Here is a 26,625-nt window from a genome sequence, read left to right on the forward strand (position 1 = left end):
GTCGAGCTTTGAATTGAAGTTGGCGTATCTTAGACAAAATTATTACCTGAAATCAAAATTATTTTGATATTTCAAATTGCAATAAAAGCGTGCGTTCCCAATTGTTAAAATTGTCGTCCGAAAGGACGCTAATAATTGTTTCGCCGTTATTGCCAATATGGGTCGTAAGACCTTCCATATTGTCGACATCCCCACCACTTGCTTCCAGCATCAGTTCACCGGTTAGCACTGTTCGTGCTTTTACCTGGTCGGCTGCCACCTTGGTGAGCTGCATCGAAAACCCAAAAATGCCGACGCTGCGAAACAGAATTAGCAAATCGCCATTCGGGGTAAAGGTGCATGCGGTTGGGCTATATTTTCCAGTGGTGGCGACAAACAGGTCACCGCCATCACGTTTTCCAGATAGCCAAGCGCGGTTGTGCCCCTCTTTGTTGCGCACGTCCTGTGCGATCATCAAGGTGGACCCCGCAACAGGCGAAGCGGGTGGGGCAATACAGAGCGATTCGATAGATCCGTTATTGCGCTGCTTTTTCAGCCATTGCGGGATCGTATAGTCAATTGCCGGGCCACCGGGGCGTGTGCCGTTCAGTTTGAAATCTGCAACCCTTGTCAGATGTTCAAAGCCAACACGTACAGCGATCGGTTTGCCGTTTCGATAGACCGTGTCGATTGCCTCGGAATCGCGGGAAAAGGTGGATGGCAATTGTGCGCCCTTGGAGTTGCGCAACCGCTTGATGTCCGCATCATCAATGCCGATTGGTGCGCCCGAAGGGCCATATTTCATTCGCCCAGAGATGAAGTTGCCCTTGTCGGTGACAATCGCAAGATTGCCTTCAACAGAGGTGAAGGTAATGTCGGACAGGCCGCCGAAATCTTTTGATTCTGAGGTTAAGTGCAGGCCGCCACGCCACACCAAGCCATTGCCGACGGGTTTGCCAATTTCTTGTCCCTGAAAGCGGGTGATCTGATTGGCGTTGATGGAGAAGCGTTCAGCGAACGCAAAATTGGGCGCGAGGAATGCGCCCAACATGCAAGTCAAAATGAAAAAATGGCGTGCTATTTTCGGCCTCGTCGACGGGTTTCATGCGGCAATTCTTCGTCAAACAGGTCTGCTAGATTGTCGGTTAAAGCCCCGGCCAATTCCTCGGCGTCCAACAGGGTCACCGCGCGTCGATAATAACGGGTCACGTCGTGGCCAATTCCGATGGCCACCAATTGAACGGGTGAGCGGGTTTCGATGTCTTCAATGACGTAGCGCAGATGTTTTTCCAAATAATTGCCGGGATTAACAGATTGTGTGCTGTCATCGACAGGCGCACCATCAGAAATCACCATCAATATGCGGCGATTTTCGGGCCGACCCAAAATTCGTTTGTGCGCCCATTGCAGCGCTTCGCCATCAATATTTTCTTTAAGTAGGCCTTCGCGCATCATCAATCCAAGATTGGACTTGGCGTGACGCCAAGGCTCATCTGCGGACTTGTAAATGATGTGGCGAACATCATTGATGCGACCCGGACCAGCAGGGCGACCCGCTTGCATCCATGCTTCGCGGGACTTGCCGCCTTTCCAGGCGCGGGTAGTAAAGCCCAAAATTTCAACTTTAACGCCACAGCGTTCCAGCGTGCGGGCAAGAATATCGCCGCAAATCGCCGCGATGGTGATCGGACGGCCTCGCATGGAGCCGGAATTATCGATCAACAAGGTCACAACCGTATCGCGGAAATCTGTGTCTTTTTCCATTTTGAACGATAGGGGCTGCAAGGGATCTGTCACCACACGGGTAATCCGAGCGGTGTCCAAAAGTCCTTCTTCCAGATCAAATTCCCAAGACCGGCTTTGTTGCGCCATCAAGCGGCGTTGCAGTTTGTTGGCCAAGCGCGCCACCGCGCCAGAAAGGCCATCAAGTTGCTTGTCTAAAAGCGCGCGCAATTGTTCCAGTTCTTCGGGCGGACACAGTTCAGATGCGCTAACGGTTTCATCAAACTTTGTCGTGAAGATTTTATATTCCGGCATATTGCGGAAATGGTCTGGAATATCATTTTCAGGTTGAGCGTTGGGGCTGTCTTCCCCATGTTCAAGCGGCGCGTCTTGTTCTTCCATATCTTGGAAGTCAGCGTCTTCGCCTTCAACTTCACCTTCTTGCTCGGTGTCGCCGGGTGCCTGTTCTGCATCCATTTGCTCTTCTTCTTTATCAGAAGAGCCATCTTGCTTATCGGTGTTTTCGTCGGGTGCGTTTTGCGGATCGGTGTCTTCACCTGCGTCGTCTTCATCGCCATCCAAATCGGTTGGATCAGCGTCAACAACCAGTTCCATATTGCGCAATGCGGTGCGGCACAATTTGGAAAACTCTACCTGATCATCGATCAGTGAACCCAGATCATCAAGTTGATCGCCCGCTTTTTGCTCAATTGTTTCGCGCCAGAAATCAACAAGTCGTTCGCCGGACGATGGTATGTCGATGCCCAACAGCTTTTCGCGCAGCACAAGGCCCATGGCTTCGGCCAATGGCGCGTCAGCAATATCGGTCACTGAGGCGTAGTTGGCGCGGAAAAGTTTGTCTTCCAGCATGGCGGCAAGGTTGCCCTTCATGCCGGGTAAACGGTCCGTGCCAATTGCTTCCACACGCACTTGCTCTAACGCGTCAAATACCGCACGGGCTTCGGCGTCTTGGGGGGAGTATTTCTTGTGAAGTTTTTGATCGTGGGCCGCCAAACGCATGGCCATCGCGTCGCCCTGTCCACGGGCGATGGCGATATCTTCGGCTTTTGGTAGGCGCGGGAGGTTGGCCAGTCGTGCTTTGTCTTTGGTCAGTAAGGGACGGTCAGAGGTAAATGCAACCTCCAACTCAGCATCCTGGGCGATAGCGCGCATGGTGACGCCGACAGCGCTTTTTAGCGTTGCTGCCGGGTCAGGTCTGTTGGCGCGTTTGGATATGCCAGACATATTTTCCCTTTCGGGTTAAAACATTGTGTCGGCGCTTTATGCGCTCAAAGCGATGTTTGCGGCTGATTCAGGCAAATCCGTGCCGAACACACGTTGATAGAATTCTGCCACAACGGAACGTTCCAATTCATCACATTTATTCAGGAATGTGAGACGGAATGCCATGCCGATATCATCAAAAATAGTAGCGTTTTCAGCCCAAGTGATCACCGTACGCGGGCTCATCACGGTTGAAAGGTCTCCATTGATGAACGCTGAACGGGTCATATCTGCAAGGCGCACCATGTTGGAAATGGTTTTTTCGCCCTCTTCATTGCGGAACGCTTTGGCTTTGGCCAACACAATGCCGACTTCTTTTTCGTGTGGCAGGTAGTTCAGCGTCGTCACAATTGACCAACGGTCCATTTGGCCTTGGTTGATCTGTTGTGTGCCGTGATAAAGACCCGACGTATCGCCCAGACCGATGGTGTTGGTTGTCGAAAACAGGCGGAATGCAGGGTGCGGCTCGATTACTTTGTTTTGGTCAAGCAAGGTCAGGCGACCCGAAACTTCAAGTACGCGCTGGATCACGAACATAACGTCCGGACGACCCGCATCATATTCATCAAACACAATCGCGATGTTGTTTTTCAACGCCCATGGCAAAATTCCATCACGGAATTCGGTGATTTGTTTGCCGTCTTTAATCACGATGGAATCTTTACCCACCAAATCGATCCGAGAGACATGGCTATCCAAGTTCACTCGAACCAATGGCCAATTCAGCCGCGCCGCAACTTGTTCGATATGGGTCGATTTACCGGTACCGTGATACCCCTGCACCATGACGCGACGATTGTGCTCGAAACCAGCTAAAATGGCGAGCGTTGTCGCTTTATCGAAAAGATAGTCAGGGTCTAAAGGCGGTACATGCTCGGTACGTTCTTTATAGCCTTTGACCATCAAGTCTGAATCAATACCGAAAAGTTCGCGGACTGAATATTGGGTATCAGGCAAGGGGGCGGTCTTGGTCATATCGTGAACCTTTTAAATAGATAGCTGTTCTTCAAATGGGGTTTTGGCACAAATTGCGCGCAAAAGGTAGGGCGGGTGTTTTATTGGTCGGCGATTTTATAGCAACAAATTTTGTGCTCGACCAGTGCCGAGCACAATCAACTATTGTCGCAGACTTGAACTTACACAAATCCCTTGGATTTAAGATGATTGTACGCTGTTACAATGTTGCGCAATCGTTCCTCAGAACTTTTGTCGCCGCCATTAATGTCAGGGTGATGTTTTTTCACCAAGTCCTTATAGGCTTTCTTGATTTGCTCCGGGCCAGAAGTGACTTTTACGTCAAGCATCTCAAGGGCTTTTTTGTCTGCATCAAGAATTTTGCGATCCGCGGAGCGGTTGGGGCCACTGGCCGCACCCTGCATGCGCGCATAGCGCCGCAGCACATTTGATGGATCGTGGTTCTTTTTCTTCCGCCCTGCCGTGCTTGGTGCCTCAGCCTGGGTCGGCGCAATTTTGTTCACGCCCATATCCCAAGTTGGACGCCCGCCTGTGCGATCCGTTACAATTTTTTGAATTTCTTCATCGTTCATTTCCGAGAAGAAATTGAAACTTTTGTTATATTCGCGCACATGGGTCATGCAGAATTGATAATAACCCGGCATATCAGAGCCCTTAGGTGCCTTATGCGAACCGGGTTGATCACAACCTTTCCACGCACAGCGTGGCAGATCGTCCTCCGGCTTGGCTGCAGATGACGCGCGACGTTTTACTTTGATTTTATCGAAGAGCTTGGAATTCAATGTAAGTGCTCTTAAAGCTAGAGAAAATGGACACCCCTTTTACATCAAAAAATGGCCGGAGCGAAACCCCAAATGTCGATGAAACAGACAATCATTTCAAAATTGACCAAAGAATTTCAGCCAACGCACCTAAAAGTGCATGATGAAAGTGAGCTTCATCGGGGGCATGCGGGGTATCGCGAAGGGGGGAATAGCCATTTTCGGGTGCAAATCGCCGCACCTTCTTTGGAGGGAAAATTGCGCGTCGCCCAACACCGCGCCATCATGAATTGCTTGAGTGAGGAACTCAAACAAGAAATTCACGCTTTGGCGATTGAAGTGGAGCCAAATACTTAGCCCCGTTCGTCATTTTTGATTGACGCCTTGGGATGACCTGAATATCTTCATTTCACTGCCCAAGCTTTGTCCAAGCGCAGCTTAAGACCAATTGTGGTCTTTGAGCTTTTGGACGAAGAAATGCAGCAAATTAATCTCATATATAATCAACAGGCTGTTCCTCCGCGGTGCTTTTGCATGCGCGGTTTTTTGCGTTGTCAAACTGGATTTCCGTTCCGTTTTGCGCAGCAAATGGTGATGCCGTTTAAACCCTCAAGGATATTTGAAATGAGTAATGCAGGTGTTGCAAACCACCAAGACGTGCCCAAAGCGATTGTTTTGACGCTGATTTCCATCTTTATTTTCGGCATTCAGGACATATTTGTGAAAATGCTGGTTGTGGATTACTCCACAACGCAATTGGTGATGATTAGATTTTGGGGCGTCGCCCTTTTTACCCTTATTTGGGTGTTGCGCACGACAAAGTTTAGCGATGCTATTCGTTCCCACTTTCCCCTGTTTCAAATTGTGCGCAGCGTGCTGCTGCTGGTGGATATTTGGCTCTTCACGGCGGCATTGGGATATATCCAGACCTCAGACGTACAAGCGTTATTTATGATTTATCCGGTTTTGGTGAGTGTTCTTGCCGTACCAATGTTGGGCGAGCGCATGGGCATGTGGAGATGGGGTGCGGTTTTCATCGGGTTTGTTGGCGCGATGATTGTAATTCGTCCAGGGTTCCAGCAGGTGGAGCTTTCGCATTGGCTGGTCATCGGTGCAGTTGTCAGTTTTTCGATTTACACAGTACTCACGAGATTGGTCGCGACGCGTGACAGCACAAAAACCTCAATGCTATATTTGGCGCTGGTGGCTCTCGTGCTTTCAACTGCGACGGGTATTTTCAATTTCGAGTGGATGGATGCCACATCCTGGATGTTGATGGGGGGCGTAATCATATGCGCTATTTCAACCCATATATTATTCACCGCAGCTTTGAAGTTTGCGCCGGCGGGCACCTTGCAACCGTTTAACTTTTTAAGTTTGCCCGTGGCGGTCTTACTGACCTTCCTGTTTTTTGGTCATGTAACAGATGCGATTACGCTTTTTGGTGGGGCGCTGACCATTTTTGCGGGCATAATTGTATGGGCGCGCGAACGACGAATAAAATGAGGCCTTGGATGCACCGAACTCGGGGCACCCTAAAACGACTTTTTCCAGCGTATCGTGTTGGCGCTAGGGAATAATTTTCAACTCAGTAATGCGGTTTCGCTCTTTCTTTAAAATGCGGAACCGCATGCCGTGGAAGGTGAAGGTCTGGTTGACGTTGGGTATCATTTTGGCTTCATCAAGAATGAGGCCAGCAATTGTTGTTGCATTTTCGTCTGGCAAATTCCAATCAAGGGCGCGGTTGAGGTCGCGGATGGGGAGTGACCCTTCTACTATGTAAGAACCGTCGGGTTGCTTTTTAGCACCCTCCATCAAAAGATCATGCTCGTCAGCGATTTCGCCTACGATTTCTTCCAATATGTCTTCAAGGGTCAAAAGCCCTTCAACTTCACCATATTCATCGACCACGAGGGCGAAATGTGCCTTTTCGTGCAAAAAGGCATTAAGCTGTGCTTGCACGGGGGTGGTGTCCGGAACGAACCAGGGCTTTGAAACGATCTGTTGGAAATCAAGTTTTTCAACGTCGCCATTCGCTTTAAACAGTGAGCGAAGTAAATCTTTTGCATGAACCACGCCCACGATATTATCTTGGTTTTCGCGCCAAAGCGGAATGCGGGTGTAAGGACTTTCCAATATTTCTTGCACCAGTTGTTCGGTTGGCATGTCCGCATCAAGGGCCAGCATTTTGGTGCGGTGGATCATGACGTCAGAAACTTCAAGGGCGCTCAGATCGAGAATGCCCCCCAGCATATCCCTATCGTTTTTGATCACTTCGCCATCTCGGTGCAATAAATCCACCGCGCCGCGCAATTCTTCATGGCCGGTCATGCCGGACGTGTCGTCTTCGCGTCTGGCCCCAACAAGTCGCAAAATCGCATTGACGAGTTTTTGAATGGCGAAGGTAACAGGGGCGAAAATGGCAACGATGGGGCGAACAACGGGCGCAACGCTTAGCGCAAATTCGTCAGGTTTGGAAATGGCCCAGGTTTTGGGCAGCACTTCGGAAAAAATAACCACCAATGCGGTCATCACAATGGTGGCGTAAATCACGCCAGTGTCGCCGAATAAGGTGATCAACACACTTGTCGCCAGTGACGAGGCGAGGATATTGACCATATTGTTGCCCAGCAGCAACGCGCCAATAAGGCGCTCTTTGTCCTCGGCGATTTTTTCAACAAGCAATGCGCGTTTGTTGCCTGCTTTCACCCAATGGTGAATACGAGCGCGGGAAACGGCGGTCAGCGCGGTTTCAGATCCTGAGAAAAACCCCGAGAGCGCCAAGAGCACAAAAATCGCCGCAATCGAAAACCAAATTGCTGGCGGTAAAGTTGCAAAAAATTCGAACATTAGCTGCGTTGCTCCTCAAGAAATTCTAAGATTGAGTTGGGTTCTATACCGGTCTCAATGAAGGCTTCACCAATGCCCCTGGTCAAAATAAAGGTGAGGGCACCGCGTGAGACCTTTTTGTCTTGCGCGATATGATGCATCAAATCAGCACTGGATGCCAATGTGCCTGGAATGTCGCTCAACTCAGTTGGCAACCCTACGGTTTTGAAATGGTTGGTGACCCGCACTGCGTCTTGACCGTTGGCCAAGCCCAATTTGGTCGAATAGCGATGGGCCAACACCATGCCAACGGCGATGGCTTCGCCGTGCAATAAGCGATCAGAATAGCCGGTTGCCGCTTCAAAAGCGTGGCCGAATGTGTGCCCCAGATTTAGGAGGGCGCGCACACCATGTTCTTTTTCGTCTGATTTGACAAACCGGGCTTTTGCGCGACACGCGTGGGCGATGGCTTTTGCGCGTGCAGGGCCGCCCTCAAATATTTCACGCCAATTTTCTTCCAACCAAAAGAAAAACTCAGCATCATCGATCAGTCCGTATTTCGCCATTTCGGCGTACCCGGCGCGGAACTGACGTTCTGAAAGGGTTTCTAAGGCCGTTAAATCAGCCGCAACATATCGGGGCTGATGAAATGCGCCGATTAGGTTTTTGCCGTGGGGCGAATTGATGCCTGTTTTGCCACCAACCGAGCTGTCAACTTGCGCGAGCAGGGATGTCGGCACTTGCACAAAATCCATGCCACGGCGCATAACGGATGATGCAAAGCCTGCCAAGTCGCCGACCACCCCGCCGCCAAATGCAATTATGATGTCGTTGCGTTCAAGGCGTTGTGCCAACAAAGCTTCAATCACTTCATTAAGGGTCTTGTTGGATTTTGAACTTTCGCCGGCCGCAATGCTCACAACTGAATATTGTAGGTCTTCAGCGTCCAAACTTTTCTTGAGACGAGGCAGTTGCTCACGCTCGACATTTTCATCGGTCACGATGCCAAATCGGGCGCCGGGGAACATCGACTTTAAGGTCGCCCCCAGCGTATCAATAGCGTTGTGGTCAACATTGATGTCGTAACTGCGGTGGCCAAGGTCGATGGTGACAATATTTGGCTTCGTGATTTGCTCGGTCATTTTATGACTTTGTGGTTGGCGCTAAATGGTCAGCGAGTGCGGCAATAATTTCTGAGGCAATTTGTTCGTGGCTGGCTTCGTGCGACATCACGGTCACCTCAGCTTTGGCATAAGTTGGATACCGCTTGTCGACCAGTGCCTTGAGCGTGCCGTATGGATCCGGGGTGTGCAACAATGGCCGTGTATTTTTGCGGGACACCCGTTCAAACAGCAGATCAATGTCGGCCTTCAGCCAAACAGAAGTGGCGTGCTTGGCAATATTTTCCCGGGTTGTCGGGTCCATATAGGCCCCACCACCAGTAGAAATGATGGCGTTTTGTCTTGTGCGCAATAGCCGTGCGATAACCCTTGTCTCCCCTGCGCGAAACTCTTCTTCGCCATGGGTCTCAAAAATATCGGCAATCGGCATGCCCGCAGCGATTTCAATTTCATCGTCGCTATCAATGAATTCAAGGCCCAGAAAATGAGCCACCCGGCGGCCAACGGTTGATTTGCCTGCGCCCATCATGCCCACGATCACGATCGGCTTTCCATTGCGCCCATCATGCACGCGATCTGCGTTGCGCCTGACTATGGTGCTGTCTAGTTCGACCGGCACTAAATTCTCCACTAAATCCTGAATGACAGGTTGAAGCGATGTGCGGGCAAATTGTCAAGCCAATTGGTTTCATCAAATGCTTGATCGGGGACGCAAAATAGATCAAAAAGGACAATCAAGGGAGTTAAAGTTTCATGCCGACACTTATTCGATTTTTAGTTTTTATAGGCGTGTTGGCTGGAATTGTCTTTGGCACCATGTATGCCCTTACCATTTTTGTGGACCCAACGCCGCGTGAAATGAGTGAACGTATCCCTGCGCGCGAGTTGTTTGACAACAAATAGGTCGCCCCTATGACCAACGATCAATTGATCGAAAATTTTCTGGAAATGATGAGTGCCGAAAGAGGCGCAGCGCAAAACACGCTTGAAGCCTATCGACGCGATCTTGGTGATTTTGAGCAATTTGCAAAAACCAAAACCACCCCAATTGGTCAGGCTGATCGTCATCTCATTCAGCACTATCTCATTGATTTGGACGAACGCGGATTTGCAGCCACCAGTGCGGCGCGGCGTTTAAGCTCTATTCGGCAATTTTACCAATTTCTCGTGGCTGACGACATCCGCAAAGATGACCCAACCCGGGTGATCCCCGCGCCCAAAGCGGGTGTGCGCTTGCCCAAAACCATGTCGATTGAAGAAGTTGATCAACTTTTCGCCCAAGCCGAACTGGAAGCAAGTGATGATCAACTTAAACCCAAAGCGCAATTACGGGCGCAAAAACTATATGTTTTGCTCGAACTTTTATATGGCACGGGTATGCGTGTTTCAGAGCTTGTGGGGCTTTTGCGATCAAGCGTTACAAGAGAAGCCAGCATGCTCAACATCATTGGCAAGGGCGATAAAGAACGTGTGGTGCCGCTTAACGACCGGGCGAAGGATGCGTTGCTTGCTTATTTATCTAACTTGGCGCCGGGCCGGTTTGTTTTTCCAGCCAACACCGATACGGGTTTTATGGCGCGACAAGTTTTTGCCCGTGATTTGAAGGGTTTGGCCGGACGCGCTGGGTTGAACACCCAAAAGATTTCACCGCACATTATGCGCCATGCTTTCGCCTCACATTTGTTGGAAAGGGGAGCCGACCTTCGTGTGGTGCAATTATTGCTGGGGCATTCTGATATTTCGACAACGCAGATTTATACGCATATTCTTGATGAGCGATTGACTTCGCTTGTGCATGATCACCATCCTTTGGCCAAAGAATAGAAATCGGGCGGCGCGTTTGAGGTTGGTTTCGGAACAAATTTTGTAGTCTATTTGGTTCGCAAAGCTTGACATTAACGGGGGGAATGGCCACTTTCCGCCGCAATTAAAAGGGTTCCAAAGAGCAACATGCTTGGCGGGACAATTAGAAGACGGAACAATATGCAGTCCTATCTCGAGTTTGAAAAGCCGGTCGCAGATTTACTGGGTAAAGTGCAAGAGCTTAAGTCGCTTGCGCAAAGTGGTGAAGCGGTTGAAATAGAAGATGAAGTGAAACGTTTGCAAAATAAGGCAGACGAGGCATTGCTAGATATTTATGGCCGCCTGTCGCCTTGGCAAAAAACCCAGGTCGCGCGCCATCCTTTGCGTCCGCACTTTATTGATTATGTAAAAGAGCTGATTACCGACTTTGTCCCGCTCGCTGGCGACCGAAAATATGCCGAAGATGCTGCTGTTCAATGCGGCTTTGGTCGATTTGATGGTCAAGCGGTTGCCATTATTGGACAGGAAAAAGGCTCCAATACAGAAACACGTCTTAAGCACAATTTCGGTTCTGCTCGACCAGAAGGCTACCGTAAAGCGGTGCGCGTTATGGATATGGCGGACCGGTTTGATATACCGGTTTTGTTTTTCATCGATACAGCGGGTGCTTATCCTGGGGTTGGTGCTGAAGAGCGCGGTCAGGCCGAAGCCATCGCGCGCTCTACGGAAATGTGCCTTGAAATCGGTGTGCCATCGATTGCGATTGTTATTGGTGAGGGTGGTTCTGGCGGCGCGATTGCGATTGCGACGGCCAATAAAGTGGTAATGCTTCAGCATTCTATTTACACGGTTGCTTCGCCCGAAGCGGCGGCGTCAATTTTGTGGCGTGATGCAGCTAAGGCGCAAGAAGCGGCGAACAATATGAAAATCACCGCACAAGATTTGCTTGGATTTGGCATTATTGACCAAATCATTCCCGAACCTGCCGGTGGCGCGCATCGTCATCCTCAAGAGATATTGCAATCCACCCATAAAGTGATTGAAGATTTCTTGGCGGAATATGAAGGCAAAGGCCGACTTGAAGTGCGTGAGCATCGCCGTGAAAAGTTCTTAGCCATGGGTTCTGACCTTGCATAATACGTTCGGACTTCACCTAAAAGTGAATTGATTGCTCAGTAAAACCTCTTTGGTCTTCAAATGATTAACTGTAATTTATTTGAGGCCATCTAGTGTTGAGCATCGGGCGGTTTCGTTTTGGAGTTATCTTTTGGTTTTTGGTTTGCGCGAATTTGCGAAAATTCTGACGGTGCTTTTGGGTGTTTTTTTGCTGGCGGCTTGTACCACTGGCTTTGAAAGCAATCGCCACAATATCCCTTTGACATCTTTGACCAAAGTTCGCCTCAATCAGATGGGGTCGAGCGAAGGTTCGCCCATGTTGGTGCGGATATTTAAGCGCGAAAGCGAGCTTGAGGTTTGGAAAAAAGTTAAGAAAACCGGCAAGTTTGCCCACTTCCGTACCTATAAAATCTGCGCTTGGTCAGGCGATTTGGGCCCGAAATTCCGAGAAGGCGACCGTCAATCTCCCGAAGGGTTTTATGACGTGACGCCGGGTTTGATGAACCCGCGCTCCAACTATTTCCTGGCGTTTAATCTTGGGTTCCCGAACCGCTTTGACCGCTCCCATGGCCGCACCGGTTCCAACATTATGGTGCATGGCGATTGTTCATCTCGCGGTTGCTACGCGATGACAGACGAAAAAATCGGTGAGATTTACGCGCTGGCGCGTGAAACTTTTAAGGGTGGCGCGAAGAGTTTTCAGGTTCAAGTTTTCCCATTCAGGATGACAGCGACAAACTTGGCTGAGTTTAGCGACAGCAAACATATGAAGTTCTGGCGCGACATCAAAGTTGGTTATGACCATTTTGAAATCACAAAAGAACGCCCAAGTTGGTCGGTCTGTTCTGGTCGCTACGGTATCAACAAAGCGGGTGGTTGTGGCAACACAACGCTAAACGCTAGTGATCAAAAGCGTTACAGCGAGAAGCAAACCCAGGACGCAGCTGCGCTTAAAGTTGCGATGGCCAACAAGGGCCAAGCCAAATTGGATGCTGAAGCAGCTGCAGTGCGGAAAATTAAAGCCGCTCAAGCCGCGGAAGAGCGCAAGCAAGCCCTCAACCAGACAACCAAGAATGTTACTGGCTGGTTCGGTGGTCTATTTGGCGGCGGCAATGCTCAAGCACAGACTGTTGAAGACTCGAACGCGCCAAATCCGCCAAAGCGTCCATAAAACTTGCAAGCATCTGAGCTTACTCCTAGTTTTGAGGCATGAGTTTAAAAACACTGCCCAATTGGCCTTCGCTTGCGCCCCAATTTGATTTGGAACGCTTGCTTTTCGGCGATAAATCCACGCGACTACGCAAATGGTGTGCTGACCAAATAGATCTGATGACGGACCCAGATTTCGCACGGCTCTTTTCGGACAATATCGATAAATTCGATGTAGCATCCTCGGCTTATAATCATCGACATATCACCACAAAACATGGCGAATTGCTTGGTGGTATCCGGTTCTATGGGTTGGACGTCGAGCGCCCCTTCGTTGAAATAATCGCCCATAGTTTTGATGATTTTGAGCGGCTGCGCTCCACGGTTCAGGCGGAATGGGCGATCTTTGCGCCTCAATTTCTCAGGCTGGTTGTTGCCAAAGACCAGTTGCCGACACCCGATGCGGTTCTGGACCTTTCGATCCATGGCGCAAGATATCAAGATATGAAGGTCGGCGAAAATCCGGTTGAATTGGTTCATGAGGAAGATGCCAAGGCCATTTATGAAGTAGTGAGAACGCGCTATGCCGCGCTGGAGCTAGAAAACCGTGAAATGGCCCGCAATATTTCTGTCGCTGAGCGATCAGAATTGCAGTCATGTGCAGCGCAAGATGGTCTGTTTTCTGCTCGTCTGATTGGTGAAGACGTAACGATTGGTGTGATCGCTGTTCGACAGGCTGGGATTGACTGGATTGAGGGTGACGAGGTGGTTGAAGAAGTGACCGCGATCGGATCCGGGGGCAATGGTTACGCTGTTCACATGCAACAAGCATTGGCAGAACTGCGAAGTGTCAATCAGCCAAATCGCTTGCTGATCGGCACGATTGAGCGGCACAATCATTCATCCCGAAAATCTGCCACCCGCGCGGGACGTCCCGAAATATTGCGAAAAGTCTTTGTGCCGTTAGAGGCTCGCTAAAGCTGTTTGACCCAATAGCCGACGGTTTTTACTTCGCTTAGATCGGCGGTGTCGATCAGTTCAAAGCCCAACCTTTCATGAAACGCAACAGATCCGGGATTGGGCGGGGTGTGATTGATTTCGCAGCAGACCATTTTGAGGTCATCGGCTTTGGCTTTTTTGATTAAATCCAAATAGAGATTTTTGGCGTGTCCCTGTTTGCGCGCATGTTTTGCGGTGACCACTCGGTCAATATAGGCAAAATTATCAAACCGCTTTTTGAACCAAGAAAAATTTATCCCGTCATGGGGCGAGTTGTGGCTCATGCTGATGAGGAACGCATCGAGCTCGCCAATGGTTTTCGTGAAATAAGCACGACCCAACAATCGCTCTAGATCACTTATTTCTAAGAAGTTTGTTTCAACTTTATGCTCATTGTTGAGCGCTAGAACCAAGTCGAATTGTTGTGCTGAAAGGGTCATAATTGATCAAAGAGGCCAAAATATTAGAATGGATGGAACAGAAACCGCGACGATGATGATTTCCAATGGAAGGCCCATGCGCCAATAATCTGAGAAAGAATACCCGCCGGGCCCAAGAATGAGCATATTGTTTTTATGCCCAATTGGGGTCAAAAACGCGCAACTTGCAGCCACGGCAACGGCCATCAAAAATGGGTCTGGGTTGACCCCCATTTGAGCCGCCAGCCCAATGGCAACGGGTGCCGCCACAATGGCAGTTGCGGTGTTGTTGAGCACGTCGGATAAGGTCATGGTGACGATCATCAATAAGGTCAATGCCACCCAAGGCGGCGCGCCCGCGGTTACTGTCGCCAATCCGTTGACAATGAGTTCCGTGCCGCCCGAACTTTCAAGCGCTGCCCCGAGCGGGATCATCGACCCCAAGAGCACTACAACAGGCCATTCAATCGTGTCGTAAAGTTCACGAATGGGCACAATATCGGTGAAGACAAAAAGGACGGCGACGAGTGCAAGGGCAACCGGCAGATAAATCCAGCCAATGCTTGCGGCGGTGAGCGCTGCGGCGAATATGCCAATGGCCATCCAAGCGCGGTCATATTGGGTGACCTGCAAGTTTCGGTCAGCCAAGGGCAAAAACCCCATGCGTGCAATGACATCTTCGACATTGTTTGGCGCACCAAGAAGCAACAAAATGTCACCGGGCTCGAGTTGGGTTTTGCGCACTTGGGTGCGGATTGCTTTGCCTTGCCGGGAAATGCCCAGCAAAGATACACCATAGCGTGCTAACAGTTTTGACTGCATGGCCGTGCGCCCGGCCAAACGGCTTTCAGCGGTAACAACTGCTTCGGACAAAATAAGATCACCGGACAGGGCTTTGTTGGAAGCGGTTTCGCCCTGAAATTGCAACCCGAGTGCGCCCACGATTGCGTTGATTGCATCGGGGGAAGCCTCGATGATTAAGAGATCGCCGGCCTTAATTTCTGTACCCCGGGCACGTCCAGCCAATCTTTTGCCACGTCGCGCGAGGCCCAGAATGTAGCAATCGTTTTCTTCAGCAATGGCATCAAGTTCGCGCACTTTTTGCCCAATAGCTTTGCTGGTGTCCCCCACCACCAAATCAGCGACATATCCTTCAAGGGATGCGAGTTCTGACGGGGAGTTTTTTGACTTGGGTTGAGCGGGAATGAGCCGCCAGCCGATGGTTGCGACATAGGCCATGCCGACGATAGCCGCGACCAACCCAACCGGGGCAAAGTCGAACATACCAAACGGCTCGCCCAGTGTGGTTTCACGGATTGAGGCAATGATGATGTTTGGCGGCGTACCGATCAAGGTGACCAAACCACCCAGAATGGTGGCGAATGATAATGGCATTAAAGTTTGGCCGGGTGAGCGCCCTGATTTTTGCGCCGCTTGGATGTCGACAGGCATCAACATGGCAAGGGCCGCTACATTGTTCATGAAAGCCGACAAAACGCCGCCTAGCCCCCCTAAAATCGTGATGTGCATGCCAATGGAGCGGGATTGATCGATTACTGAGCGGGTAATCAAGTCAACGGCACCAGAATTGGTAAGCCCACGAGAAACCACAAGCACGAGTGCAACAATAATGGTTGCGGGGTGGCCAAAGCCGGAAAAAGCGTCTGCGGTGGGCACTGCGTTGAGCAGCAAAGCAATGATTAGGGCTGTGAAGGCCACAAGGTCATAGCGCCAGCGCCCCCATAATAGCCCAATAAACACCAAGAAGAACAATGAAAATAGAATAATCTGGGTTAACGTCATGAGTACTCAAACAATAAGGGATTTGTTGGGTTAAGTTAGCGCCATGCAGAGCGCGGAGCAATGTCGAAATTTGATAAGTTCTGTCTTTTGGCGATTTATTATTTAAGGTAGTGGATGAGGGAACAAAGGGACTGATATGGGGGCGCTGGCCGACTTAAGTCGCAAAATATCTGACTGTACCATTTGCGCAGAACACTTGCCCTTGGGGCCACGTCCAGTTTTGCAAGTTAGCGAAAGTGCGAAAATCCTCATTGCGGGTCAAGCACCGGGCAGATTGGTGCATCAATCTGGCAAACCTTTCGATGATAAAAGTGGTGAGCGATTGCGCGACTGGCTTGGGGTAAGCGCAGAACAGTTTTATGATCCCAACTTGTTTGCAATTGTGCCGATGGGATTTTGTTTTCCGGGGACGGGCAAATCTGGCGATCTACCGCCGCGCCCAGAATGCGGTGCGACATGGCATGATCAATTGTTTGAATTGACGGACAAAATCGAGCTAAAAATTCTCATTGGCGCTTACGCCCTTGATTATCATTTGGGGGAAAGGCAATCCAAAACGCTTACTCAAACCGTTAAGCGGTGGCCTGAATTTATGCCCAATAGCTTGCCTTTGCCACACCCCAGTCCGCGTAATAATATTTGGCTTAAAAAGAATGAGTGGTTTGAAAAAGACGTGATACCAGCTTTAAGAAAACGCGTACGCGAAGTGTTGGCAGAAGTGTTGATATGAGTAAAAACTGGCCGCGCTGGCAAAGTGCGTTGATCTATGCGCTCAAAGATATATCGATATTGAGAAATCCAGTTGCTCAAAAACTAATTTTTGAAACCGCCAGAGTGCCTCATTTTGAGAGCGACGACATTCAGAACTGGTTTAGCGAGCAATTGAAAAACTGCCAATCCTATTTGGAATTTGGCAGCGGCGGCACGACATTTCTTGCCGCTGAATTTGGAATTCCATTTGTCAGCAAAGAGAGCGATTTGCTGTTTTCCTTAAGCGTGCAGCGCACCATTGAATTGGCGGGATTTCATCGCGCAGGTCAAACTTACATTCATGCTGATATTGGTTTGACGGAAAACTGGGGTTACCCTTTCTCTTTTAGTCAACCAACAGCAAAACGCCTGAAGAAATTCACGGCCTATTCGGACGTTCCAGATACCAAAGCATTGCCCGATTTGGTTTTGATTGATGGCCGGTTTCGCGTCGCCTGTATGCTCAAATGCGTGAAAGCATTGGCCGCAACAGATAACTGGACCATCGCCTTCGACGATTATCAAGATCGCCCCCATTATCATGTGGTGGCACAGTTCGCAGAACTTACCCAAATGGTCGGGCGCATGGCAGTGTTTGTGCCAAAACAGGATATAAAAATGGCCGCTTTAGAGAAGGTTCTAAGCGGCCATTTATATGATTATCGGTAGACGAGCTGTTAAACGATTGCGCCGTGGCAATGTTTGTATTTTTTGCCAGAACCGCAAGGACACGCTTCGTTGCGGCGGACCTTGCCCCAGGTTGATGGGTCTTCTGGGTCGATATTGCTTCCCGCTGGAACCGCATCATTTTCGCCGGTAATAGGGTCGATATGTTGCGCGCTCATTGGGGGAAGTTCGGGCTCAGGTGGCGTCATTTGCACTTGAACGTGGCTGAGTTGAGCGATCACTAATTCACGCAAACTATCCAGCAACGTTTGGAACAGCTCGTAGGCTTCTTGCTTATATTCATTAAGCGGATCGCGTTGGGCCAGGCCACGCCAGCCAACCACTTTTGACAGATGGTCAAGGGTGATCAAATGCTCGCGCCACAGGCCGTCAATTGATTGCAACAAGAGCTGTTTTTCAATCTGGCGCATAATTTGAGGCGTATAATTAGCGGTTTTCTTCGCCGCCTCTTCGTTCGCCAATTTGATCAAGCGCTCGGTGACTTGTTCGCTATCTATGCCTTCTTCTTCAGACCATTCTTTGATCGGGGCATCGATGTTGAGATAAGTTTTTGCTGCTTCGGCAAGCTGCTCATGTTTCCATTGTTCTGGATAAGAACGTTCAGGGATGGCTTTTTCGATGATGTCTTGCGCAACGTCTTCACGCATCTCTTTGATGGCTTCTGCAACATTTGCATCTTCCATCAATTCAAGGCGTTGTTCGAAAATCACCTTACGTTGATCATTCATCACATCATCATATTTGAGGATGTTTTTACGAATATCAAAGTTACGGGCTTCCACTTTTTGTTGGCTGCGCTCAAGCGCTTTGGTCACCCAAGGGTGGGCGATGGCTTCGCCTTCTTCAAGGCCAAGTTTAACCAACATGCCTTCCATACGTTCTGGCGCGAAAATCCGCATCAGATCGTCTTGCAATGAAAGGTAGAATTTTGAATGTCCTGGATCGCCCTGACGGCCAGAACGACCACGCAACTGATTATCAATCCGACGCGATTCATGACGTTCGGTGCCGATGACATAAAGTCCACCGGCGGCAAGCGCTTCTTTCTTGCGTTCTTTTATTTCCGCTTCGATCTGTTTGATCTTGGCTTCGCGCACTTCGCCCTCAAGGCCCTCGCACTCGTTGGAAACGCGCATTTCAAGATTGCCGCCCAACTGAATGTCGGTACCGCGGCCCGCCATGTTGGTGGCGATGGTCACAGCGCCGGGCATACCCGCATCAGCGATGATTTGCGCTTCTTGTTCGTGATGGCGTGCGTTGAGGACTTTGATGTCCTTCGCGCCCATTTTTTTCAAAAGGTCGGCGAGGAACTCAGATTTTTCAATCGATGTTGTGCCCACAAGAACAGGTTGCTTGCGTTTTTGACATTCTTGAACTTCGTCAGCAATCGCTTTGAATTTTTCTTCAACCGAGCGATAAACTTCGTCTTCTTCGTCAACCCGCGCCACATCGACATTGGTTGGGATTGAGATCACGTCCAGATTGTAAATATCTGCAAATTCGGCCGCTTCTGTTTCCGCAGTACCGGTCATGCCAGCCAATTTACTGTATAGGCGGAAATAGTTTTGGAATGTGATCGACGCCAACGTTTGGTTTTCAGGCTGGATTTTAGCGTTTTCTTTGGCTTCAAGGGCTTGGTGAAGACCTTCAGAAAAACGGCGACCCGGCATCATACGGCCAGTAAATTCGTCAATGATCACCACTTCATCGTCCCGCACGATATAATCTTTATCGCGAGAGAAAAGTTTGTGGGCGCGTAGGGCAGAGTTGAGGTGATGAACGATTGAAACGTTTTCTACGTCAAACAGGCTTTCGCCTTTAATCAAATCGGCTTCTTTGAGAATTGTTTCGAATTTTTCGATGCCTTCATCGGTGAAGGTGGCAGAACGTTGTTTTTCGTCTAGCTCGAAATCTTCGTCGGTAACGTTGGGCATCAACGCATCGATTTGAGTATAAAGTTCTGAACGATCTTCAGATGGCCCGGAGATAATCAACGGGGTACGGGCTTCATCGATCAAGATAGAATCGACTTCATCGACGATTGAGAAATAATGGCCACGTTGAACCATTTGCTCGCGCGAAAACTTCATATTGTCGCGCAAGTAATCAAAACCAAATTCGTTGTTCGTGCCATAGGTCACGTCTGCTGCGTAGGCCGCGCGACGTTGATCATCAGATAGGCCATGAACGATGACGCCGGTTGTAAGCCCCAAAAAGCTATAAACTTCGCTCATCCATTGCGCATCACGGCTGGCGAGATAATCGTTTACCGTAACAACGTGAACGCCTTTGTCGGTTAGGGCATTCAAATAAACGGCCAATGTTGCAACAAGGGTTTTACCCTCACCGGTGCGCATTTCTGCGATGGCATTGTCGTTCAACACCATGCCGCCGATCAGCTGAACGTCAAAGTGGCGCATGCCCATGCTTCGTTTTGCCGCTTCGCGGACGGTCGCAAATGCGGGGACCAGCAGGTCTTCTAATTTGGTGCCGTTTTTGTATTGAGCTTTAAACTCATCGGTCCGGGCGCGCAGTTGCTCGTCACTTAACGCCTGCATATCTGGTTCAAGCGCATTAATTTGGTCGACCAGAGGGCGATATTTTTTGACTTGGCGCTCATTTGAAGAGCCAAAAATTTTACGTGCTAACGCTGCGAGTGCCATATAAGCGGTCCCATTTTGTTGCTGTTGTGCCTTAATTTTGGCCCATCAGCGGAGAATTCTGTGCGTTGGTCGGGCGAATTAAGGTTAGAAGCGCCAAAATTTCACCTAATCAAGCGTTGGGAGATGTAAGTGCGGTGAAGTGTCTTGTCAACGCCTCCCAAATCACGCAAACGTCAAAGAAATTTGTTGGGCTCGTGCAATTATGTATGAAGTCTGATTTTGAGGAAACAAAAAGAAAGAACAATAATGCTGAAATTGAAATCAAAACATCTTAGTTCACTGCGCGCAGCCATGCTTGGTAGCGCCGTTGTTTTCAGCATGTTGGGCACCGTTGGCGCCAGCGCACAAGAGGTTCCGTCGCCCACGACAGTTATCGCAACTGTTGGTGGAGAAAACATCACTCAAGCGGATTTGGGTTATGCGCTGGAAGATATGGGCGAAGAACTGAACGCCATCCCTGCTGCAGAACGACGCGGGTTTTTGGTGCAGATGCTTGTTGACATGAAAGTGATGGCCCAAGCCGCGAAAAAAGCAGGCATGTCAGATACAGCGACATTTGCCAGCCGCAAAGCCTATTTAGAAGACCGCGCGCTCCGTCGTGCTTATTTGCAAGACGTAATGGCAACTGAAATTGATCAGGCCGAATTGCAAGCAGCTTACGAAGAAACCTTCAAGGATTTCGAGCCAAAAGAAATGCTGCGCGCGCGCCATGTGTTGGTTGCGAGCGAAGATGATGCGAAATCGGTGATCGCAGAACTGGACAATGGTCGTGATTTTGTTGAAGTGGCAAAAGAAAAATCCACTGGCCCAAGCGGACCAAATGGTGGTGATCTTGGCTATTTCAGCGAAGGCGATATGGTGCCTGAGTTTTACGATGCGTCACGGGCGCTCGAAGTTGGTGCCTATTCTGCCCCGGTTCAATCTCAGTTTGGCTGGCACGTTATCAAACTTGAAGACCGCCGTCCTTCAACACCGCCAGCATTTGAACAAGTTTTGCCTCAAATTCGTCAGCGGGTGATGGTCAAGAAGTTTGAAAAGCTTGTTGAAGAATTGAAAGCAAACGCGGATATTCAGATCGTGGGTGCGAGCAATTAAGATGGCTGAGGTGAGTTCAGTTTCGCCATTGGCACCCAAAGAGTTCCCAAGTCTTAGCCAAATCGATGGGGTTGAATTGTTTTCAGCCCCAATTGGTGAGGGGTATCATGGGCGCAATAATCTGTTTTTCGCGCGATTTATCGAAGGCACATGTGTTGCTGGCGTGTTGACCAAAAGCAAATGTCCTTCTGCGCCGATTGATTGGTGTCGCGAAAATCTGGGATATGGTTTGGCGCGTGGTTTGGTGGTCAATGCGGGCAATGCAAATGCATTTGTGGGCAACGTTGGTGCGCTAACGGTGCAACATACCGCTGTTGCTGCAGCAAAAATGCTTGGCTGCTCGACCTCTGAGATTTTCATCTCTTCGACCGGAGTGATCGGGGAACCGCTTGACCATGAACCATTGGTCGATGCGTTAAAAAAAGCGCCTCAATTGCCGGCTGACTTTGAAGCTGCGGCTAATGCCATTCGCACTACCGACACCTTTGCAAAAGGGGCAGGCGCTCAGTTTGATTTGGACGGTGTTTCAGTGTCGATTTCAGGCATTGCAAAAGGGTCCGGTATGATCGCCCCAGATATGGCGACCATGCTGTCCTATGTCTTTACCGATGTGCCGATCTCTGTCGAGATTTTGCGCACTTTGCTTAAGGACGCAAACGCGTTCAGCTTTAATGCCATCACAGTAGACAGTGATACTTCAACGTCAGACACCTGTTTGGTTTTTGCAACCGGCGCGGCTAAGGCGCGTGGGGTGGAGCCGATCGTTTCGCCAGAGGATCCGCGTTGTGCTGATTTCAAGCAAGCATTGAGCGCTGTTTTGAAAGACTTGGCCTTGCAAATCATTCGTGATGGCGAAGGGGCGACCAAAATGATGGTCGTCAAAGTGTCAGGTGCTGTGTCGGATTTGAGTGCAGACATTGTTGCACGTTCCATTGCCAACTCTCCTTTGGTCAAAACAGCTTTGGCCGGGGAAGATGCAAATTGGGGGCGGGTTGTCGCCGCCATCGGTAAAGCCGGTGAGCCTGCGGAACGCGACAAGCTGCAAATCCGGTTTGGTGATTTATTGGTGGCGAAGAACGGGTTTCGTTCCGCCGCTTACACTGAAGAGGATGCAAGTCAGTATATGAAATCTGACGAGATCCAAATCAGTGTTGATTTGGGCGTTGGGGACGGAAATGCAACCATTTATGGTTGCGATTTGACCCATGGCTACATCTCCATCAATGGCGATTATCGCAGCTAGAAATGCTGGTTAAGCTTAAGGGGGTAGGGTTTTGAAAGATCAAAAACCAATTTTGTTGGTGGTTGCTTGTGCGCTTGTTGATGCGGATCGGCGTGTGTTAATTGCTCGGCGGCCCGAGGATAAAAATATGGGCGGCCTATGGGAGTTCCCGGGCGGCAAGGTTGAACCAGATGAGACCCCTGAAGCGGCGATTATTCGAGAGCTAAAAGAAGAACTTGATATAAACACCAAAGAAGCCTGCCTCGCGCCGCTGACTTTCGCTTCGTTTTCTTATGAAAAATTTCATCTTCTGATGCCACTTTATGTTTGTCGAAAATGGCAAGGAACGCCAGTTGCGCGCGAACATTCTGCCCTGAAATGGGTAAAGCCACAGCGCATGCGGGACTATCCGATGCCACCTGCCGACGAGCCGTTGGTCGCCCATTTATGCGACTTGTTGTAGTTCTTGTGGTTTGAAATTATGGATGCGAAATGAGCAAAAGCAATTCAGTCATGCAGCGGTTTTTAGCTGATGAAAGTGGCGCTACGGCCATTGAATATGGGCTGATCGCCACGCTGCTCGTTGTGGTGATCATTGGCGCAATGACCGCGCTTGGCGGCGCGCTTGGTGACTTATTCAATGGCAATGAGGGCAGCATCGGCGCTGCGATTGATGGCGCGGTAAACGGTTCTTAATCGTCTTTATTTTCAAGGATATCCTTTAGCGAAATCTTGGCGCTGCCGGGTTCTAGCGGTTTTTGTTGGCTTTCGTGCGGTGCCCATGCGGAAAGCCAGATGAATTCAAGCGTGGCCGTTATCCTTTTATCTTGATCCGTAAAATCATCCTGATAGTTGCTAATTGCTTTGCCCAATAATTTGCGGGTGGTTGCTTTGTGTGGGATTTCAATCATCGGGTTGCTCGCCCCAAAGGCCCGCAGTTCTGACATGAGTGCGAGTGGATGCTCATACCGCACAGTATGGTGTTCAAGGTCCGCAACGGGTAGGGCAAATCCAGCGCGCTGCAACAAAGCGCCCGCGTCACGAATGTCAATAAATGGGGCAACGCGGGCATAGGCCCCGCCAGAAATTTCATCGTCGGCTTTCAGCCAGGCGGCACGTAGTTCTTTTAAAGTTTCTCCGCCAAGGGCGACGCACAGAAAAAGCCCGTCCGGTTTAAGATGTTGGCGCACTTGATGTAAAAACCCGGGCACATCATTGGTGACTTGCAGGTCCATCATCGAAACGATCAAGTCATAATCTTGATCCACTTGTTCGAACGCTTCCACATCAACTTGTTTGATATTTCTTGCGGGCAATAGCGTTGTTGCACACTCAAACTTGATCGGGTCGGTTGCGGATTTTGCATCTTGGATAAAATATTCGCTAGATGGAGCGATGATCAAGGCTTTATCAAACTTTCGCGTGATGGTTTCCAGCCTAACCCGCAAGTCATCCAGCACAAGTTGGGCTATGAATTTGTCATTTGCTGCGCCGCGACGTTTTAATCGTTTGTGAATTCGGCTACGATCAAAAAGCTTTGGCGGGGGCATGAATAGGCTCCAAGTTGTATTAAAGATTATTTTGAACTTTTGATTTGAGCAATAGTTATGGATGCGATGGACAATAAGCAACTTGTCACGCGGATAAAGTCACTGTTTTCCAACAAACGGCAGCGCGTTGCTGGTTTAGCTGATGGCGCTTTAGATATGTTGTTTCCACCAAGTTGCCTGACTTGTGATGAGCCAGTTATTGATAGTGACGGGCTTTGCTCAAGCTGTTGGGCGAAGCTGCGGTTTATCTCAAAGCCCTATTGCCCCACATTGGGTATTCCATTTGCCGCAGACTTGGGCGCAAGTGTTTTAAGTGCAGAGGCTATCGCCCACCCGCCAACTTTTGCCCGTGCGCGGTCGGCGCTCATTTATGATGATCGTGCCCGTCAGATTGTTAGTCAGTTCAAATATGGTGACCGTTTGGAGTTGGCAAAATTTTGCGCTCGATTGATGGTTGTTGCTGGTCGCGATTTTTGGGAAGAACCGTGCGTTCTGGTGCCGGTGCCGTTGCATTGGCGGCGGCGTCTTGTGCGGCGCTACAATCAATCGCAGTTGCTTGCCGATCAAGTTGGCTTGTTAACAGGCTTTAAAGTTCACAATGGATGGCTGACCCGCAAGCGTTTCACGCGGCAACAGGTCGGTCTGAGTTCAAATGATCGCGAGGATAATGTGCGCGGCGCCTTTTCCGTAACGGATCAGTTCTTGGAACAATATGAGGGTCAACGCATTGTTATTATTGATGATGTTGTCACAACCGGGGCGACAATTGAAGCGATTGCACGCAGTTTTCGGATCAAATTTCGATCAAAGATTGATGTGTTGAGCTTTGCACGGGTTGTCATGGGGCCTATTGGGGCAATATAGACATGTTCTGAATGGACCTGTTGTGATTAGAACTTGGTCTGATCTTGATCTCAAAGGAGCAAAGATGCCCACGATCGAACTTTATACTACACCTACTTGTCCTTATTGCCTTGCCGCAAAAGCGTTGCTCGACAAAAAAGGTGTTGCTTACAAAGAAATGACGGTGATTGGCGACCCCGCCAAACGACAAGAGATGCTTCAGCGCTCAAATGGTAGCCACACCGTGCCACAAATTTTTATTGGTGATCGCCATATTGGTGGTTTTGACGATATGAACGCGCTGGACCGGAAGGGCAAGCTTGATGCGCTATTGAGCCGTGTCGCCAGTTAAGATGTTACTTGCCGCCCTACAAATGCGCTCCTCGATGGATTTCGATGAGAATTTTACTGTCATTGAACAGGGCTGTATTGATGCAAATGCGCAGGGCGTTCGCTATCTGCAACTGCCAGAAATGGCCGTCATGTTTGCCCAAAATCATGATGGTCTTCGCGCTTGGGTGCGCGGGGGCGGACCTGAAAAGGCAATTGCCGCGTTAAGCGGTTTAGCCAAAGCGCATCAATTATATTTGCATGTCGGCTCAATGGCGGTCGCAGGCAAATCAGATAAGTGCCTCAACCGGTCTTTTCTATTTGCCCCAAGCGGCGAACTTGTTGCCCAATACGATAAAATCCACTTGTTTGATGCCGATGTTGCTGGCGATGCGCCTTACCGGGAGAGCAAGAACTTTGACGCAGGTGATCAGGCGGTTCTTGCCCATGTTGATGGCATAGAGCTGGGCATGTCGATTTGTTATGATGTTCGGTTCCCACAATTATATGGGACTTTGCGGCAAGCAGGCGCGCAAGTGTTGGCCGTTCCAGCCGCATTTACAGTGCCCACTGGTGAAGCGCATTGGGAAAGTCTTTTGCGTGCTCGGGCAATTGAAACAGGATGTTTTTTGGTGGCCGCGGCTCAAGGGGGCGTGCATGCAAACGGTCGACGTACCTATGGATATTCAATGATATTGAGCCCGTGGGGTAAGGTTTTAGCCGCCTGCGTTAATGATAAAACAGCATTGATTGTCGCTTCTTTTGATCAAGATGTGATAAAAGATGCTCGGTCTCGTATACCAACACTTGCAAATTCGCGTCCTTTTTCGTTAAACGTTAACCATAATGGCGCACAATAGGTTTGGTTAAAAACAAAGGTATCTTTCGTGATCCAGTATTCGCTTTGCTGCGCAAACGAACATAAGTTCGAAGCTTGGTTTAAAAATGCCGCCGCCTATGATGTGCAGGCCGGTCAGGGCATCTTGGAATGTCCAGTTTGTGGTTCTGCTGACGTCAGTAAGGCTTTGATGGCCCCAGCTGTTGGTAAAAAATCCAATCAAAAAGTTGCGTTGTCTGCGGGTCATCCGGAACAAAAAGCATTGCGTGAAGCAATGAACAAGTTGCGCACCAAAGTGGTTAGTGAAGCGGAATATGTTGGCGATCGTTTTGCCGCAGAAGCCCGCAAAATCCATTTGGAAGAAACGGATAGCCGCGGCATTTACGGCGAGGCAACCTCCGACGAAGTTTCTTCGCTCGTTGAAGATGGCATTGATTTTCTGCCGTTGCCTAACGCGCCTGAAGAACACAACTAATCCTGGGCATAGACCCCAATTTTATTTTTCAGAATTTTATGGACCGCCTAGCGTTATTTGGCGGTCTTCCTATTTGGACTAATGTCAACTCTGAGCCCAATGTCGACCTTCTATTTTCGGATGTGATCAGAACTACCGGGCCATATGTATGTACCGGCTGCTGTTCGCAAGTGATTTCTGCATGTTCTCGGAAGTCGCTCATATGTATCCGG

28 protein-coding genes are annotated in these 26,625 nt (G+C 49.6%); 17 read left to right on the forward strand and 11 right to left on the reverse strand.

What is annotated here, in order from left to right; translation table 11 throughout:
• Nucleotides 1–58: 58 nt before the first annotated feature.
• From ACSHWX_RS10475 to ACSHWX_RS10490, 4 genes are all read right to left on the reverse strand, one after another.
• Entirely contained in the window at nt 59–1,030 is a 972-nt protein-coding gene (locus ACSHWX_RS10475; protein ID WP_435668161.1) for an esterase-like activity of phytase family protein, read from the reverse strand.
• A gap of 26 nt (nt 1,031–1,056) precedes the next feature.
• Complete coding sequence (cobT, locus tag ACSHWX_RS10480; protein ID WP_435668162.1) at nt 1,057–2,946, reverse strand: cobaltochelatase subunit CobT; 1,890 nt, start codon at nt 2,944–2,946, stop codon at nt 1,057–1,059.
• A gap of 36 nt (nt 2,947–2,982) precedes the next feature.
• Nucleotides 2,983–3,960, reverse strand: coding sequence for a cobaltochelatase subunit CobS (gene cobS, locus ACSHWX_RS10485; RefSeq protein WP_435668163.1), 978 nt, complete (start codon nt 3,958–3,960; stop codon nt 2,983–2,985).
• A 161-nt stretch (nt 3,961–4,121) separates the two neighbouring features.
• Nucleotides 4,122–4,742, reverse strand: a complete 621-nt coding sequence (locus ACSHWX_RS10490; protein ID WP_435668164.1) for a J domain-containing protein — start codon at nt 4,740–4,742, stop codon at nt 4,122–4,124.
• 72 nt (nt 4,743–4,814) lie between these two features.
• On the opposite strand from ACSHWX_RS10490, the gene ACSHWX_RS10495 reads away from it, so the two are divergent.
• Nucleotides 4,815–5,078, forward strand: a complete 264-nt coding sequence (locus ACSHWX_RS10495; RefSeq protein ID WP_435668165.1) for a BolA family protein — start codon at nt 4,815–4,817, stop codon at nt 5,076–5,078.
• Nucleotides 5,079–5,345: 267 nt separating this feature from the next.
• On the forward strand, nt 5,346–6,227 hold the full coding sequence (locus ACSHWX_RS10500; RefSeq protein WP_435668166.1) for a DMT family transporter: 882 nt from the start codon (nt 5,346–5,348) through the stop codon (nt 6,225–6,227).
• A gap of 63 nt (nt 6,228–6,290) precedes the next feature.
• Here ACSHWX_RS10500 and ACSHWX_RS10505 read toward each other — a convergent pair whose 3' ends face one another.
• From ACSHWX_RS10505 to ACSHWX_RS10515, 3 genes are read right to left on the reverse strand one after another with little or no spacing between them, the layout of a single operon-like run.
• Nucleotides 6,291–7,571 (reverse strand): HlyC/CorC family transporter, encoded by a 1,281-nt coding sequence (locus tag ACSHWX_RS10505; RefSeq protein ID WP_435668167.1) that lies wholly within the window; start codon nt 7,569–7,571, stop codon nt 6,291–6,293.
• Nucleotides 7,571–8,692 carry a 3-dehydroquinate synthase gene (gene aroB / locus ACSHWX_RS10510; RefSeq protein WP_435668168.1) on the reverse strand — a complete coding sequence of 374 codons (1,122 nt, stop codon included), beginning with the start codon at nt 8,690–8,692 and terminating at the stop codon, nt 7,571–7,573. Before aroB ends, ACSHWX_RS10505 begins: the two co-directional genes overlap by 1 nt.
• A gap of 1 nt (nt 8,693) precedes the next feature.
• Nucleotides 8,694–9,290 carry a shikimate kinase gene (locus ACSHWX_RS10515; RefSeq protein WP_435668169.1) on the reverse strand — a complete coding sequence of 199 codons (597 nt, stop codon included), beginning with the start codon at nt 9,288–9,290 and terminating at the stop codon, nt 8,694–8,696.
• A 134-nt stretch (nt 9,291–9,424) separates the two neighbouring features.
• Between ACSHWX_RS10515 and ACSHWX_RS10520 the strand changes: the two genes are divergently transcribed.
• The 5 genes from ACSHWX_RS10520 to ACSHWX_RS10540 all read left to right on the forward strand — a co-directional run bounded on the left by ACSHWX_RS10520 (nt 9,425) and on the right by ACSHWX_RS10540 (nt 13,717).
• Complete coding sequence (locus ACSHWX_RS10520) at nt 9,425–9,574, forward strand: histidine kinase (RefSeq protein WP_435668170.1); 150 nt, start codon at nt 9,425–9,427, stop codon at nt 9,572–9,574.
• Between the two features lie 9 nt (nt 9,575–9,583).
• Nucleotides 9,584–10,495: a site-specific tyrosine recombinase XerD gene (locus ACSHWX_RS10525; RefSeq protein ID WP_435668171.1), complete on the forward strand. Its 912-nt coding sequence runs from the start codon at nt 9,584–9,586 to the stop codon at nt 10,493–10,495.
• A gap of 159 nt (nt 10,496–10,654) precedes the next feature.
• Nucleotides 10,655–11,611, forward strand: coding sequence for an acetyl-CoA carboxylase carboxyltransferase subunit alpha (locus ACSHWX_RS10530; RefSeq protein WP_435668172.1), 957 nt, complete (start codon nt 10,655–10,657; stop codon nt 11,609–11,611).
• A 130-nt stretch (nt 11,612–11,741) separates the two neighbouring features.
• Nucleotides 11,742–12,761: a L,D-transpeptidase family protein gene (locus tag ACSHWX_RS10535; RefSeq protein WP_435668173.1), complete on the forward strand. Its 1,020-nt coding sequence runs from the start codon at nt 11,742–11,744 to the stop codon at nt 12,759–12,761.
• Nucleotides 12,762–12,799: 38 nt separating this feature from the next.
• Nucleotides 12,800–13,717 carry a hypothetical protein gene (locus tag ACSHWX_RS10540; protein ID WP_435668174.1) on the forward strand — a complete coding sequence of 306 codons (918 nt, stop codon included), beginning with the start codon at nt 12,800–12,802 and terminating at the stop codon, nt 13,715–13,717.
• Here ACSHWX_RS10540 and ACSHWX_RS10545 read toward each other — a convergent pair.
• Together ACSHWX_RS10545 and ACSHWX_RS10550 are read right to left on the reverse strand one after the other, a co-directional pair.
• Nucleotides 13,714–14,178, reverse strand: coding sequence for a GNAT family N-acetyltransferase (locus ACSHWX_RS10545; RefSeq protein WP_435668175.1), 465 nt, complete (start codon nt 14,176–14,178; stop codon nt 13,714–13,716). The genes ACSHWX_RS10540 and ACSHWX_RS10545 overlap by 4 nt on opposite strands.
• A 6-nt stretch (nt 14,179–14,184) precedes the next feature.
• Nucleotides 14,185–15,960 (reverse strand): SLC13 family permease, encoded by a 1,776-nt coding sequence (locus tag ACSHWX_RS10550; protein ID WP_435668176.1) that lies wholly within the window; start codon nt 15,958–15,960, stop codon nt 14,185–14,187.
• Between the two features lie 136 nt (nt 15,961–16,096).
• Here ACSHWX_RS10550 and ACSHWX_RS10555 point away from each other — a divergent pair, with 136 nt between their 5' ends.
• Both ACSHWX_RS10555 and ACSHWX_RS10560 read left to right on the forward strand, forming a co-directional pair.
• Complete coding sequence (locus ACSHWX_RS10555; protein WP_435668177.1) at nt 16,097–16,690, forward strand: uracil-DNA glycosylase family protein; 594 nt, start codon at nt 16,097–16,099, stop codon at nt 16,688–16,690.
• On the forward strand, nt 16,687–17,379 hold the full coding sequence (locus tag ACSHWX_RS10560; RefSeq protein ID WP_435668178.1) for a hypothetical protein: 693 nt from the start codon (nt 16,687–16,689) through the stop codon (nt 17,377–17,379). The genes ACSHWX_RS10555 and ACSHWX_RS10560 overlap by 4 nt, the downstream gene beginning before the upstream one ends.
• Nucleotides 17,380–17,387: 8 nt before the next feature.
• Here ACSHWX_RS10560 and secA read toward each other — a convergent pair whose 3' ends face one another.
• Complete coding sequence (secA, locus tag ACSHWX_RS10565; protein WP_435668179.1) at nt 17,388–20,060, reverse strand: preprotein translocase subunit SecA; 2,673 nt, start codon at nt 20,058–20,060, stop codon at nt 17,388–17,390.
• A 246-nt stretch (nt 20,061–20,306) separates the two neighbouring features.
• Between secA and ACSHWX_RS10570 the strand changes: the two genes are divergently transcribed.
• From ACSHWX_RS10570 to ACSHWX_RS10585, 4 genes are read left to right on the forward strand one after another with little or no spacing between them, the layout of a single operon-like run.
• Entirely contained in the window at nt 20,307–21,155 is an 849-nt protein-coding gene (locus ACSHWX_RS10570; protein ID WP_435668180.1) for a peptidylprolyl isomerase, read from the forward strand.
• A gap of 1 nt (nt 21,156) precedes the next feature.
• On the forward strand, nt 21,157–22,398 hold the full coding sequence (gene argJ / locus ACSHWX_RS10575) for a bifunctional glutamate N-acetyltransferase/amino-acid acetyltransferase ArgJ (RefSeq protein WP_435668181.1): 1,242 nt from the start codon (nt 21,157–21,159) through the stop codon (nt 22,396–22,398).
• 31 nt (nt 22,399–22,429) lie between these two features.
• The gene (locus ACSHWX_RS10580) at nt 22,430–22,840 is read left to right on the forward strand and encodes a (deoxy)nucleoside triphosphate pyrophosphohydrolase (protein ID WP_435668182.1); all 411 of its coding nucleotides are present in this window, start codon (nt 22,430–22,432) and stop codon (nt 22,838–22,840) included.
• A gap of 29 nt (nt 22,841–22,869) precedes the next feature.
• A complete protein-coding gene (locus ACSHWX_RS10585) occupies nt 22,870–23,073 on the forward strand; it encodes a Flp family type IVb pilin (RefSeq protein WP_435668183.1) in 204 nt (67 codons plus the stop codon).
• Here ACSHWX_RS10585 and ACSHWX_RS10590 read toward each other — a convergent pair.
• Nucleotides 23,070–23,927 carry a methyltransferase domain-containing protein gene (locus tag ACSHWX_RS10590; RefSeq protein WP_435668184.1) on the reverse strand — a complete coding sequence of 286 codons (858 nt, stop codon included), beginning with the start codon at nt 23,925–23,927 and terminating at the stop codon, nt 23,070–23,072. The two genes, ACSHWX_RS10585 and ACSHWX_RS10590, sit on opposite strands and share 4 nt — an antisense overlap.
• Before the next feature lie 66 nt (nt 23,928–23,993).
• Between ACSHWX_RS10590 and ACSHWX_RS10595 the strand changes: the two genes are divergently transcribed.
• The 4 genes from ACSHWX_RS10595 (at nt 23,994) to ACSHWX_RS10610 (ending at nt 26,413) form a co-directional block, all read left to right on the forward strand.
• The gene (locus ACSHWX_RS10595; protein ID WP_435668185.1) at nt 23,994–24,791 is read left to right on the forward strand and encodes a ComF family protein; all 798 of its coding nucleotides are present in this window, start codon (nt 23,994–23,996) and stop codon (nt 24,789–24,791) included.
• 64 nt (nt 24,792–24,855) lie between these two features.
• Nucleotides 24,856–25,122: a glutaredoxin 3 gene (gene grxC / locus ACSHWX_RS10600; protein WP_435668186.1), complete on the forward strand. Its 267-nt coding sequence runs from the start codon at nt 24,856–24,858 to the stop codon at nt 25,120–25,122.
• Between the two features lies 1 nt (nt 25,123).
• On the forward strand, nt 25,124–25,960 hold the full coding sequence (locus ACSHWX_RS10605) for a carbon-nitrogen hydrolase family protein (RefSeq protein WP_435668191.1): 837 nt from the start codon (nt 25,124–25,126) through the stop codon (nt 25,958–25,960).
• A 27-nt stretch (nt 25,961–25,987) separates the two neighbouring features.
• Nucleotides 25,988–26,413, forward strand: a complete 426-nt coding sequence (locus tag ACSHWX_RS10610; protein WP_435668187.1) for a DUF1178 family protein — start codon at nt 25,988–25,990, stop codon at nt 26,411–26,413.
• Nucleotides 26,414–26,625: the final 212 nt, after the last annotated feature.

The sequence above is a fragment of the Maritalea sp. genome (genome assembly GCF_051251695.1).
Classification (GTDB): domain Bacteria; phylum Pseudomonadota; class Alphaproteobacteria; order Rhizobiales; family Devosiaceae; genus Maritalea.